A 13,694-nucleotide genomic window follows, 5' to 3' on the forward strand; every position below is an offset into this window, starting at 1 on the left:
CCGGGGTCGCGCCCCATCGCCTCGAGGATCATGCGGAGCACGGTGATGTTGTCCCTCTCCCCATTGGCGCCGATGAGGTAGGTCTCCCCCATGCGGCCCTTGGTGAGGATGTCCCAGACGGCCGAGGAGTGGTCCTCGGTGTGGATCCAGTCGCGGACGTTCTCGCCCTTCCCGTAGAGCTTGGGGCGGACACCGTCGATGATGTTGGTGATCTGGCGCGGGATGAACTTCTCCACGTGCTGGTAGGGGCCGTAGTTGTTGGAGCAGTTGGAGATCGTGGTGCGAAGGCCGTAGGTGCGGGTCCAGGCGCGCACGAGCATGTCGGAGGACGCCTTGGTGCTCGAGTACGGGCTGCTCGGGTGATACGGCGTCTCCTCGGTGAACTTGGCGGGGTCGTCGAGCGCCAGGTCGCCGTAGACCTCGTCGGTGGAGACGTGGTGGTAGCGGACGCCGTATTTGCGGACGGCCTCCAGAAGGCGGAAGGTGCCCTCGACGTTCGTGCGCAGGAAGGGCTCGGGGTCGGCGATGGAGTTGTCGTTGTGGCTCTCGGCGGCGTAGTGCACGATGGCGTCGTGGCCCGGTACCAGCCTGTCCAGCAGCTCCGCGTCGCAGATGTCGCCCACGACGAGCTCCACGCGGTCGGAGGGCAGCCCGGCGATGTTCTCGGGGTTGCCGGCGTAGGTCAGCTTGTCCAGGACGGTGACGTGAACGTCGGGGTGGCTGTCCACCACGTAGTGCACGAAGTTGCTGCCGATGAAGCCGCAGCCGCCCGTGACGATGATGTTCTTGGGTTCGAAGATCTCGGACATGAGGGGTTCCTCCTAGTACTCGCGCGGGCTGTTGACGATCTCGCCGGCGGCGACCTTCTTCAGGTGCCGCCCGTAGACCGACTTGCCGTAGGCCTTCGCTGCCTCCTCGAGCTCGGCGGTCGTGATCCAGCCGTTCTCCCAGGCGATCTCCTCGGGGACCGAGACCGGCAGGTCCTGGGAGTGCTCCACGGCGCGAACGAACTCCGCGGCCTCGTGCAGGCTCTCCATGGTGCCGGTGTCCAGCCACGCGTAGCCGCGGCCGAGGGTGACCACGGACAGCGCCCCCTCCTCCAGGTACATCTGGTTGAGCGTGGTGATCTCCAGCTCTCCGCGGGCCGACGGCTCCACCTTGTGCGCCTTGGCGGCCACGTCGCCCGGGTAGAAGTACAGGCCGGTGACGGCGTAGGAGCTCTTGGGGCGCTCGGGCTTCTCCTCGATGGAGACGGCCCTCCCCTCGCGGTCGAACTCCACGACGCCGAAGCGCTCGGGGTCGTCCACGTGGTAGCCGAAGACCGTGGCCCTCCCCGACTCGGCGTTCTGGACGGCGCGCGTCAGGTGGCGCGACAGGCCGTTGCCGTAGAAGATGTTGTCGCCCAGCACCAGCGCGCACGGCTCGCCGGCGATGAACTCCTCGCCGATGGTGAAGGCCTGCGCCAGGCCGTCGGGGCTGGGCTGCTCGGCGTATGAGAGGTTCACGCCGTAGCGCGAGCCGTCCCCGAGCAGGCGCTCGAAGTTGGGCAGGTCGGTCGGCGTGGAGATGACCAGGATGTCGCGGATGCCCGCCAGCATGAGGGTGGACAGCGGGTAGTAGATCATGGGCTTGTCGTAGACCGGCAGCAGCTGCTTGGAGGTCACGAGTGTGAGCGGGTACAGGCGGGTACCGGACCCGCCAGCGAGGATGATACCTTTCATATTAAAATCCAATCCATTTTGATGTGACTATCGCTGCTTCTTCAGTTTGGTCAAACACGAAGCAACGCTTTTCAGCGCAGAATGATTGAGCAAGAGATAGCCAACGTAGACTAATGCATACAGAATCGCCGCAGTCCCACAAGATAAAAGCTCAGTGAACAAGACGAAAGCGACTGTAAGCAGGATCTCCTGAAACGGCCTCGTTGAACCCGGGGCGCTAAGCTGTTCGTTCAGATAGAGCTCGGACCACAACGACCTGCCAATAATGCAGATAACGGCGCCACACAGGACGGCGTCGAGCGAGTTAAGGACAAGAACACCGAATATCGAAAAAACAGCACTACAAATAACAGTGACGATATTCAACTTCAGGAGCAGCTGCTCTTTACGAAGAACCTTGAAGTAGGTCGTACAGCAAAGGCTCATCTTAGTGTTGAAGACGCATATCGGGAGTAAGAGCGCAAAGTATTTGAGGCTTACGGCATATTGAGGAAGCCATATCCCCAAAAACCAAACCATAGGGAAATAGAGTAAATAGATCGCAGGGAAAATAAGCTCGATAGAATTCCTTATGCCGATGTAAAAACGAACCCTCTCATCTTCAGAGCCTGTCCTAAGGGCAGGAAATAAAACCATACTCGCCTGTGAGACGAAGGTGATGAAGAAATTCACCAGAGAGAGGGAGAACGAAATTTTTGCAAAGGCGACGATACCCCAAAAATGATCGATAAGAAACCTAGATACCCCGAGGATCAGTGTGTCGGCGATGTTCGCAATCATCAGCTTCACGCCGACGAAGATACTGCGGATACCGTCCTTAAGCGAATTACCAAAAGACACTGATTTGGCGCGTAGGATATCCCTGCCCATCCAAGAGCAATATATGAGCGCAATAATTTTCGAAACGAGATACGCGTAGACATAGGGATGGTAGTCCGAAACCTTAAATCCAATTAAAACAAGGAGCGGTGCCAGAAACACCAGCCTGTCTAACATTGTAGAAAACGAAAAAAGCTTAGTTTCGTTCATGGCCTGAAAGACAAAGCCTAAATAACTTGTCAGGTTATAGACGACGGTGTAAAGCGCAAAAGACGCGATAACAAATACACGATTTGCGTCATCGACAAGAGGCAGCGAAACAAAAGTGATGCCGAGGCAAATCACTGCCTGGAAACAAGCACCGAAGATATACTGGGATTTGATTGAGCTCTTATCGATTTCATCACGAGAGAGACCCCCGTTAATCAGGTAGACACCATCATTCAGGCCAAGGTGAAAAAAGCCGGAATAGGTCGTATAAAACATGAACAGTTGCCAGTATCCATAATCAGCAACGCCAACGATTTTCGGCACGAGCAGCGACATGACGACACTGACCGATAGAGAAATAAACTGTGCAGCAAACGCAATCATAGTGTTGCGTGCAATAGACGAATAATTCATTCAACCTCGTTTGTTTAAACTAGCAACCTTGATTTATTCAGAAATCAAAATAGGGCCCGACTCGCACAAATCTGAATACCGAGCACTCGTTCTACCCAGAACGAGTCCACAGGAAACAAACAAGATGACCGTTGGCACCCACCAACCAAGCTCGCAATAAAACATGAGCTCCGCGCAGCATATACAGGAAACGGAAAATAGTACTTGATCGAGTTCGCAACCCGACCTGAACGAACCGATGCCAGCGGAAATTAGCAAAAATACAAAACTACAAATTCCAAGAAAACCATATTCATACAGCATTGCAAGGAAACCATTATCCACCGTTGAAAAACCGCTAATTTCAACCGTCGTGCCCAGCATAGTCATGCGACTACTGCCATAACCATTTCCAGTAAGCCAAAACAGCGGCCTGCTTAAAAAGCTATGAATAATATAGGCAATGGCTCCGGAACGCTGGCTATATGAAACATCAGTTTCAAGCTCACCAAATCGAGAAGCCACAAAGTTAAACAGTCCAAACTTGTAGAGAATGAAAACGAGTAGCAATACAGCTGGAACTAAAAGCGCAATTAAATTCCATTTAGAATACTCGGGGTTCTTTAGGCGAAAGATCAGGTAAACCGATGCTAAAGCAATGAGAATAATCCACGCGCTACGACTCTTTGTCAGAAGCAGAGCGACCAAAAGAACTACAGAGCATAAGAGACGTTTCATCCTGCACGTCTCCAATTTATAGTTAATTACCACAGCAATAACTATCATTTGGCCAAATACGATTGCATGACCGAAAAAACTACGCAGTCGATACATGGATGGATTATCAATCGTTACAGTTTGTAGAAAAGAAAAGGAACCATTTGTAACTAGTCGTTGACCTAAAGCAATTTCAAGGACAAAGCTAAATAGGCAAGCGAACACCATAACGTTGCGAAGCATAAGCAATGCAGACTCAACCCAGTCATCGTTCTTTGCTTTACCGTAAATATAACCAAGAAGAATGCAAAAGAAATACGAGCAGACCGTAAGGAGGGATTCATTAATACTTCGGGACGTAAACGCAATGGCAGAAAAGAAAACCATCGCGCCCATAACGACAATGGGAATGGCGTTATTTAAAAACACTTTGTAGAGACGCCCAGAAAGAACTTCTTTGAAAACAAGCAATCCTAGAACAGAAAAAAACAGTCCTTTAACGGGAGAAATGACACTTAAGATTGCGGCAAAAATCAAAATAGTGAATTCATTAGTAAATAGCTCAAGCATTCTAAACACCTACTTACTGTCACAGGGACTGATTAAGGCCTTAAAATCACCAAGCAGGGAACGATTTGACAGTTCATACTTACGATATTTTAGAATGGTGCCTAAATCACTTAGTTTTAGGCCGCCTACGAGCAAGTGCAGACGGGCATTTAAAACAGAACCGTAATGCTCTATATGCGCAGAAGATATACGATAATCGCTAGGATTACTACTGCAGTATTCTTCTAAAACCTCAGAAAATCTCAAGCACATCATTATCTCAGCAACACGAGATTTCTTGTCAATATGTCGCATCTCAGTTGCATTAGAGTCATGCCTGCGGAACCGAATCAAGGGCTGATTTAGAAGTCTGAGGGTCCCCTTCAGTAATGAGAAGCGCCATAACATACCATCATGCGCAAAATCATCCTGCCAATATGGCATGATTTCCCTTATAAAACTCGATTTAACGGCATAGGAACATCCGGGGCGCCGTACCGACATAAACTTGCTATCGAAAACCGGAGTCTCCAAATCGTCCAGAGGTTTGGAATCATCGACGGCACCATAGACTGTTACTTTTTTACCGCCGCTCTCATAAAACGGCTCGACGGCGCAGCTGAGAACCTCAATCGAGGGGTCCTTCTCGAGGATTGAGGACATCACAGCTATTTTATCGGGTTCCCAGATATCATCCTGGTCGCACGGAAAGACGATTCCATCGTCTATAGATGCAAGGTCGAGAAGCCGCTTAAAGCTCTTGCGCCAGCCGAAATTAGAGCGGTTCTTGTTGATGGTCCAATTATCGAGTCCGTGTTCCTCGATATATTTGACAATGAGATCGAACGACCCGTCTGTCGAGCAATCATCCGCGATTAGTACTCGGTCCGGAGACACGGTCTGAAGTCGCAAGCTGTCTAGCTGCTCAGTAAGATATCGTGTGCCGTTATAGACTGACATCACAACCGTAACCATTAAAACCTTCATCCAATTAATGCTCAGCTATTAGCTGATCGTAAATACTTATAAGACGTTCAACATATGCGGTCTTTTCAAGGCAGCTGAAGTCCGCCTTCTCAACCGCTTTCCTATAACGAGAACAAACATCAGGGTCAAGCATATTGACCATTGCGTCAGATAGCGACTCGGAACTGCCCGCGCTGAAAATTTCGCCGAGGCCTTTCGACCTCACAAAGGAGGCCGCATCGCCGACATCCGAAACGATACACGGCAGGCCGGCAGCAATCATTGCTTCATAGGCGACGAGCCCAAACGTCTCTCGACAAACCGAAGGTATAACGATCGCACGTGAGCGTCCCATAACGGAAAGCACTTCATCATGGGACAGCGCGCCCATGAATTTGATATCCGGATAGCTGTCCGACAGCCTCTTCAGTTCGGTACCGTCACCGATGACGATAGCGTCCACACCGGCCCTACTGGCGGCTTCGCAAAATAAATCGCAGCCCTTTTCAGGACTCAGGCGACCAACGAATAGGTAAGCCTCGCAATCTGCATCAAACCCATGCTGGAATTTGTCCGCATCGACGTAATTTAAACAGTCGAATCGCTCGGCATCCCAGGTTAGATAGGGCTCAATCAACCGACGACTGGAATCTGAAACGAAGGCGACGGCCGGGCGCAGCGCTCTCAAAACATAGCCCTGCACGGAAAAGCGAACGGATCGATACAGTTTTTGGATATATGAGCGCTTGTCACAGTTGTGCAGCAGGCACTTCGGAGAACCGGGGGCAATTCCGCAGTTGCAATGATTCACATAATCGTAGAGTCCACCGTTGGAACAAACGAGGAAGTACTCATGGGCTGTGATCAGGCACTTGAACTCCCGTCGCCCTATGGCCGTGAATATCGAGGGAGAAAGGGAGTGCGTCCAAGAGTGAACGTGGACGACCGTCGTCTTCGGATCGAGCTGCTTCAGTAGATCATCCAGCGCCGTTTCCGAGCGCCTGTTCCAGATACCCTGGACAGCGCCGGAGATGCCCCCGTTCAGGACGTCGTTCTGCCCGCAATTGACACAAACAACACCCGATTCGATTAAGGAGGGATCGGGGTCACCCAACGCCGAAAAGAAATAGCTGTTGACACCTATCCTCGCCAGAGCAGCTGCTGTTTCGATTGCGATTTTTGAAGCTCCGCCCCCGATATGGGGACGGTCGCAAATCGTTATCACTGTGGTGAAGTTACTCATGCACGGTCCTAGGTTTGATAGATCGGACAAACCGCTTTACACGCAGGCGCATCGACGGGGGGAGCAGCATTTTCAGACGGTCGAAAAGGGTCGCATTCGGCGCCAGGACGGAATCAAAGACTTGTAATCCTGTAGCCTCGAAATGCTCGATAACGGCATCGCGCCTCTCCTCAAGATCCGAGCGCTTATTAGGATCTTCATGCAGCAGCACATCATCCGGAGCAAGGCCGTTGTTAGAGTAGGCGACGCAATCGCTTATTTCATCGATCAATTTTGCCCCGCGCTCGGTCTTCACGATAACGGCCGAAACACCCTTCTCGGGATGTCCGCAGTCTTGGACAGACTCAGAACGCCAGGAATCACCGAGGATGATGTCGGCAGGACTGTCGCTCCCTCTGAAAGGACAGCCGTAGCAAGACGATCTGCTGATCAGGCCTTTGATGTAGGAACCATAAAAGGGATCGAATGCAGCGGGCCTCTTAATAATCCTGCCGTCGGATAACTCGATTTTTATGTTATGGCCCCATCCGAATTTCGATTTATCTCTAAAAGTCAGTGCGGTGACATCGGACTTCTCCCGAAGCTCGAGCCAGTCAACATAGGAACGAAACATGGAAGAGCTTGGTACACCGTGGCAAACAACGCTGACGGTTGTCAGCCCATCCATCGGTTTACCCAAATAGAGACGCAGCGCGGAAACCTGACAAGGAGTACCGCTGAAGAGGACTCGCTTGCCGGATTTGAGATCGCTGAGCACTTCGGGATACGATTCGCTAGCATCGCTCTGGACATATTTGGACTTTTGCAGGAGCGCGATTTCGGCAAGCTCGGATATACCGATATGCCTGACGTGATCGACGCCATCCCAGGCGGCGCCGTAAACGCGCCCGCCGTCCGATAGTATACGTTTCGCAAGAAGGGAGAAGACGCCGCCGGACGAACTTTGCGCGAGCTCGTCCGGGTCATCGCTCTGCAAGACAGAGGCGCGAATGGCCTCCGAGTCCGCGTCGACTTGGTTTTCCGCCGGACAGGTACGCAGGCAAAGACCGCAGGAGGTGCATCTCGCTGCGTCCACCACGGGATATTCGAAACCGTCGGGCGAGGTACGCATAGTAATAGCGGAAAAAGGGCATTTGGCCGCGCAAGCTCCGCAACCAAAGCAGGCCCGGTGAGAAACTGTGTCGATGTTCTTGCTCAAGCTAACTTCCCCCTATTGCTCAAGAGCATCCAAGAGCCATTTTTTCGAAAACGTGATGAGCGACTCCACGTCGGACAGTCGCTTCTCATAGCCCTCGATTTCCGTAGCGTTCATGTGACTGTCATAGCCATCTAGCAGACGATCCTCGGTATTCGAGAGCCTCGAGAGGCTCTCGACTCGAGAGTTTTGAGAGCGCTTGTCGGTCTCCTCAAATCTCTTGAAGCAGTAATAGTCTTTGCGGAAAATTTGAGAAAACAGCGTACCGTGCAGCGAATCGGTTAACACGAACCGCGCGCTCGCCAGATAAGCGAGCCATTCATCGGGACCAAGCCCGTAACGCGGATTGAGCTGCTCGTCGACAGCATTTTTACCTGAACCGACAAGCGTCACGACCTCGCAGCCGAGCTCTTTTGAAATCGAATCGACAGCTTTCCTGTAAAACGGCCTATTCCCAAGGAAATAGCAGACGATTTTCCCGGGCTCAGGACATTTACCGTTGATGAGCGGGGCCCAGTCCTCTTTCGACAGGAGCAGGACAGGGTCCACAACCTGTGAAGGGCGCTCGAGACCGAGGGATTCGACAAAATCCGCGCCCGCATCTTCACGAACAGACACAGAGCTGAACGTTTTAATCAGATCAGTAATGATCTTTTTCTTCCTCTGCGTGGTGCTCGTGACACCGAAGCTGGGTGCATACGCGATTCTCTTATCGCTGTCGCTTAGAAAAGAGAGATAGAAATTCCTATTCAAAAGATAAGGGGACCAGATTTGATCAGATCCGCAGACGTATGCATCGTATTTTCCCCGTAAATCGACCAGTCCGTCTGTATCGACAATCCGATCAGTGGTCTCGATGTTCTGGCTCAAAAAGCGATTGAATACGTCAGCCGTCGAGGATCCGAAGTCATCATGTTCCTTCTTGCGATTGAATAGCTCACGTGCTTTGCCAGCAAATAAATCGAAGGAGTTCCGGTTGATCGCCCAGTTCAGTAGCTTTTCTTTAACGCAGGGAAGATAGTCGGCGTCGACAACGTCATGCCCTTCTGCCTTCAAAAACTGCTGTAGGGCATAAGCCTGAAGCAACGTACCGAAATTTTGATTATGGAGCCACGTTAAAATACAAATATTCATTAATTCACCGTTTCAAATAACTTCAGGTAGTACTCTTCGAGCTTGGGCGCTGCCCTAAAGATGTCATAAGATTCAAGCCCCAGAGATGCTTGGGGATCGGAACGATTAACGACATCCGTGCGTGTGGTAAGGACAGCATTGGACCAGCCCTCAATGCCCGCACTCAACGGAACGAAGCTGCACCGACCGGATAGCGCGACCTCGTTGGGGACCCTCTCAGAGCAGATGCACGGGAGACCGGAGACCTGGGCCTCAATCGCGACCATTCCGAGGCCCTCGTACAGACTAGGGAGAACGAATAAATCAAGCGCCTGATAGACGTCCTGTACATTGGAAATCTGACCGAGAAAACGCACCGCAGACGCAATTCCCAGCGAGCGCGCCTTTTCCTCCGCCTGCGGTCTCAACTTTCCATCGCCGCAGATAACAAGGATGGAATCAGGATTCTGAGCATAAACCGCCTTGAAAACATCAAGCAAAAACAGCTGATTCTTCTGGGGGATGAACCTACCGATATTCCCCAATACCAGCGTATCGTCCTGCGCTCCAAGCCCAGCACGTTGCTCATCCCTAATCGATCGATTGAAAGAAAAACTGCTCAAATCGATAGCATTATTAAAGACAGTAAAATGGGATGAGCCGAACAGCCATTTACCTGCATACTCAGTACAGGCCGCCAAATCAGTTGGATACCTTGTCGAAAACAGTTTCAAAAAGCCTTTAAGGGCATTTTTTGCAAACTCGCCTTTGCCGCTCGTCGAGTGGCTGTGGGCGATACGCACGGGTACCCCTGCCTTCTTCGCGGCGCGAAGCGGAAAGACGGAAAGCGCGTTGATATGGCTGTGCACTATCTTCCAGCCCTCTTGCGTAAAGAGGCTTTGAAGCTCTCGCTGATATTCAATCGCATGCTGGTAGGGCGGAATCTCAAAGATTCGACCACCAAGCGATTCGATCTCTTCACGTGGCACGAGCGTCGAATCTGAATCGACAAGAAAATCGAACTGGACTTTACTTCGGTCAATATGGCGATAATAGTTCATGACAACGGCTTCGACGCCGCCGCCAACCATCTTGCCAACAACCTGAGCCACCCTAACCGGTTCAGTCATTTAGCAAGCACCTCCACCGGTAAAGACCTCAACGACCGTGAGGAGAACAATCTTCAGGTCCGTGATTAGGCCGCGCTTGGCGATGTACTCCAAATCACGGCGGACCATGCCGTCGAAGTCGGTGTCGTTGCGGTCTGTGACTTGCCACCATCCGGTGATGCCGGGCTTCACGGCCAGGCGCTGCAGGTCATACTCGGTGTACTGCTCCACCTCGCGCGGCAGCGGCGGGCGCGGGCCCACGACGGACATCTGGCCCAGGAATACGTTGAGGAACTGCGGGAACTCGTCGATGGAGTGCTTGCGGATGAACTTCCCGATCTTGGTGACGCGGGGGTCCTCCTTCATCTTGAACATCGCGCCGGCGATCTCGTTCTGCCCCTTGAGCTCGGCGAGGCGTTCGTCGGCGTCCCTGTACATGGAGCGGAACTTCCACATGCGGAAGGTGGACAGGCTGCCATCGGGGCGGGTCTGACCCACTCGGATCTGGCTGTAGAACGGGTTGCCCTCGCTCTCCAGGCGGATGGCCGCGGCAAGCACAAGGCTGGGTACGGCGATGACGGCCAGCACGCAGCCGCTGAACACGATGTCGAACGCGCGCTTGACGGCGCGGTAGGCCAGGCGCGAGTTGTCCCAGTCCATGATGGATTGCACAGCCTTATATCGACCGGTGCATTCACGCTGGTCCATGGCCTGAGCAATCAGCGCTGCCCCCGCGGGCGCATTGCTCTCTGTCACTTCTTTATTAGCAGCCACAATAAAACTTACGTCCCTGTCCCCAGGAACCCCCCCCCCATCCACGAATTCAAAAAACGAATGAATTGCCGGTGCAACGTCTCCCTTACGTTTTGATGGGAACGTCGAGCGGAAGCACTTCCCTAAAGCTGGAATCGCCTTCGCCTACGTCCACCAAGCACCAGCGTTTACGACGGTCGATCTTGTGCACACGGGCCTCTTGCCCCACCAAGGGCCCCTGTTCTATGTGCAGCACACCGTCTTCTATGCGCGCCACGCTGTTGCGCACCACGTCGTCGTCGTCGAGCACGCTGCGGTACCAGTCCTGTGCATCGTCCGGCATGGGCGCATAGGCCCGCTCCCTGCTGCCAGCAATGCGGCAGCCAAAACTCAACTGGGCCAAAGCCCTATCGAGCGCAGCGGCATCGTGCGTGGCGACGAAGAAGTATTCCTTGTACATGGGTTTGGTTTGGAGCGACCATGCGCCGTCCCGCTTAAACCAGAACTCCTTTTGCATCACAAAAGCGTTCTGCATCAGCTCGTGTGGGATAATACGGCGCACCTTTTCGCAGGTCTCGCGCTCTTTGCCGTTGGGGGTGTGGACCAGATACCAGCGGACGCGGCCGTGCTGGCTGTTGGTGGTGGCGCCGTTAAATGCGCCCGGCAGCTTCTCTTGGCGCCGTGCCGTCTGTTCCATGTTCTCGCCCCCTCTTTTGGATTTGCGATGCACGCAAATGCAAGGGCGTTTAGAACAGGCTTCTCGCTCGCAGCTATGCGCAGTCGCAAAAGTACAGGTTTTTGTATCTTTCGACGTTGCTCATTATACGAGCAAACTGCTCACGTTTTCCCAGATTACACAAATTGCAGCGCGAACGGACACATCTCCATACGCCTCTACAAAAACCTGTACCTTTTTGCACAACAAAAAAAGCCGCCCTAACCAGCGGCTTTTCTTCTATAGATAACAAAAAAGGCGACCGCCCGCGAGGACGATCGCCTTTGTTAATTCTTGTATGGTTTGTGCTAGGCGCGAGTCTTGATCTCCTCAGTCACCTTCGCAACGAACTCGTCAACGCTCATCGGGACGGTCTCGTTGGAGCGATCGCGGACGGAAATGTTGCCGGCCTCGACCTCCTTCTCGCCCAGGATAAGCATGTAGGGCACGCGGTCGATGCTGCGGGCCTCGCGGATCTTGTAGCCGATCTTCTCGTCGCGGTCGTCGCAGACCACGCGAATGCCGGCCTCCTCCAGCTTGGCGCACACCTCGTGGGCGTAGTCGCGGCTCTTCTCAGAGACGGGAAGCGCCTTGACCTGCACGGGAGCCAGCCAGGTGGGGAACTTGCCCGCAAAGTGCTCAATCAGAATACCGATGAAGCGCTCGATGGAGCCAAAGCACACGCGATGCAGCATGATGGGGCGCTTCTTGGTGCCGTCGGCGTCCACGTACTCCAGATCAAAGTTGAGCGGCATCTGGAAGTCGAGCTGGACGGTACCGCACTGCCAGGTGCGGCCGAGCGAGTCCTCCAGATGGAAGTCGATCTTGGGGCCGTAGAAGGCGCCGTCGCCCTCGTTGACCTCGTAGTCCATGCCCAGCTTCTCCAGAGCGGTGCGCAGGCCCTCCTCGGCGCGAGCCCAGTCCTCGTCAGAACCCATGGAGTCCTCGGGGCGGGTGGAAAGCTCAACGTGATACTTAAAGCCAAACTTTTGGTACACGGAGTCGATGAGGTTAACCACGCCCACGATCTCGTCGGTCAGCTGGTCGGGACGCACAAACAGGTGGGCGTCGTCCTGGTTAAAGCAGCGCACGCGGAACAGGCCGTGCAGGGCGCCACGCAGCTCGTGGCGGTGCACCAGGCCAATCTCGCCGGCGCGGATGGGCAGCTCGCGATAGGAGTGCGGCTTGGAGGCGTACACCAGCACGCCGCCCGGGCAGTTCATGGGCTTAATGCAGTACTCCTCGTCGTCGATGACGGTGGAGTACATGTTGTCCTTGTAGTGGTCCCAGTGGCCCGAGGTCTTCCACAGCTGCTTGTTCATGATGAGCGGCGTGGAGATCTCCACGTAGCCGGCCTTGTGGTGAATCTCGCGCCAGTAGTCCAGCAGCGTGTTCTTAAGGATCATGCCGTTGGGCAGGAAGAACGGGAAGCCGGGGGCCTCGTCGCGCATCATAAAGAGGTCCATCTCGCGGCCGATCTTGCGGTGGTCGCGCTTCTTGGCCTCCTCCAACATGTGCATGTGCTCGTCGAGCTCTTCCTTGGTGGCAAAGGCGACGCCGTTGATGCGGGTGAGCATCTTGTTGTCCTTGTCGCCCTTCCAGTAGGCGCCCGAGACGCCGGTGAGCTTAAAGGCCTTCAGCGCCTTGGTGTAGCAGATGTGGGGGCCGACGCACATGTCGATGTAGTCGCCCTGCTGGTAGAAGGTGATGCGGGCGTCGTCGTCCAGGTCGCCGATGTGCTCGACCTTATACTTCTCGCCGCGCTCCTCCATAAGGGCGATGGCCTCGGCGCGGGGCTTCTCGTACACGGAGAACTTGAGGTTCTCCTTGACGATCTTTTTCATCTCGGCCTCGATCGCGGGGAAGTCGTCCTCGCTGATCTTGACGCCCTCGGGCAGGTCGACGTCGTAGTAGAAGCCGTTGTCGGTCGCGGGGCCGTAGGCAAAGTCGGCCTGGGGGTACAAGCGCTTGATGGCCTGCGCCATGATGTGCGCGGCGGAGTGGCGGATGACGTGCGTGACCTCGTCCTGCGGGAGCTCGGCCACCGAACCGTCATTGTAGAGTGCCTTCATGGGTATGTTTTCTCCTCTCGGATGCCTGATGCAAGTGCGTGCGATGCGCTCGGCGTTTTTGACTTGCATCATTATAGGCAGGTTGCCTTGGTATACAAGCGCCCGCCGCACCTTAATGG

General features: G+C 53.9%; 12 protein-coding genes. All 12 read right to left on the bottom strand.

Annotated features, from left to right (window positions below; genetic code table 11):
• Window positions 1-809 (bottom strand): dTDP-glucose 4,6-dehydratase (gene rfbB / locus DW754_RS06955; RefSeq protein ID WP_118072017.1); only part of this gene is annotated, 809 nt, incomplete at its 3' end.
• Between the two features lie 12 nt (window positions 810-821).
• The gene (gene rfbA / locus DW754_RS06960; RefSeq protein ID WP_117833481.1) at window positions 822-1,721 is read right to left on the bottom strand and encodes a glucose-1-phosphate thymidylyltransferase RfbA; all 900 of its coding nucleotides are present in this window, start codon (window positions 1,719-1,721) and stop codon (window positions 822-824) included.
• A gap of 27 nt (window positions 1,722-1,748) precedes the next feature.
• Entirely contained in the window at window positions 1,749-3,164 is a 1,416-nt protein-coding gene (locus tag DW754_RS06965) for a hypothetical protein (protein ID WP_117629452.1), read from the bottom strand.
• A gap of 33 nt (window positions 3,165-3,197) precedes the next feature.
• Window positions 3,198-4,430 (bottom strand): O-antigen ligase, encoded by a 1,233-nt coding sequence (locus tag DW754_RS06970; protein WP_117629451.1) that lies wholly within the window; start codon window positions 4,428-4,430, stop codon window positions 3,198-3,200.
• 9 nt (window positions 4,431-4,439) lie between these two features.
• Complete coding sequence (locus tag DW754_RS06975) at window positions 4,440-5,384, bottom strand: glycosyltransferase (RefSeq protein ID WP_158561636.1); 945 nt, start codon at window positions 5,382-5,384, stop codon at window positions 4,440-4,442.
• Between the two features lie 16 nt (window positions 5,385-5,400).
• On the bottom strand, window positions 5,401-6,618 hold the full coding sequence (locus DW754_RS06980; RefSeq protein WP_117629449.1) for a glycosyltransferase family 4 protein: 1,218 nt from the start codon (window positions 6,616-6,618) through the stop codon (window positions 5,401-5,403).
• Complete coding sequence (locus tag DW754_RS06985; protein WP_117629448.1) at window positions 6,611-7,816, bottom strand: Coenzyme F420 hydrogenase/dehydrogenase, beta subunit C-terminal domain; 1,206 nt, start codon at window positions 7,814-7,816, stop codon at window positions 6,611-6,613. The genes DW754_RS06980 and DW754_RS06985 overlap by 8 nt, the downstream gene beginning before the upstream one ends.
• A gap of 12 nt (window positions 7,817-7,828) precedes the next feature.
• On the bottom strand, window positions 7,829-8,947 hold the full coding sequence (locus tag DW754_RS06990; protein ID WP_117629447.1) for a polysaccharide pyruvyl transferase family protein: 1,119 nt from the start codon (window positions 8,945-8,947) through the stop codon (window positions 7,829-7,831).
• Window positions 8,947-10,056, bottom strand: a complete 1,110-nt coding sequence (locus DW754_RS06995; protein WP_199411460.1) for a glycosyltransferase family 1 protein — start codon at window positions 10,054-10,056, stop codon at window positions 8,947-8,949. Before DW754_RS06995 ends, DW754_RS06990 begins: the two co-directional genes overlap by 1 nt.
• Entirely contained in the window at window positions 10,057-10,809 is a 753-nt protein-coding gene (locus DW754_RS07000; protein WP_233508901.1) for a sugar transferase, read from the bottom strand.
• Between the two features lie 85 nt (window positions 10,810-10,894).
• Window positions 10,895-11,485 carry a hypothetical protein gene (locus DW754_RS07005; protein WP_117758989.1) on the bottom strand — a complete coding sequence of 197 codons (591 nt, stop codon included), beginning with the start codon at window positions 11,483-11,485 and terminating at the stop codon, window positions 10,895-10,897.
• 326 nt (window positions 11,486-11,811) lie between these two features.
• Window positions 11,812-13,575 (bottom strand): threonine--tRNA ligase, encoded by a 1,764-nt coding sequence (thrS, locus tag DW754_RS07010; protein ID WP_117758988.1) that lies wholly within the window; start codon window positions 13,573-13,575, stop codon window positions 11,812-11,814.
• Window positions 13,576-13,694: the final 119 nt, after the last annotated feature.

This window comes from Collinsella sp. AM29-10AC, assembly GCF_003469085.1.
Lineage (GTDB): Bacteria > Actinomycetota > Coriobacteriia > Coriobacteriales > Coriobacteriaceae > Collinsella.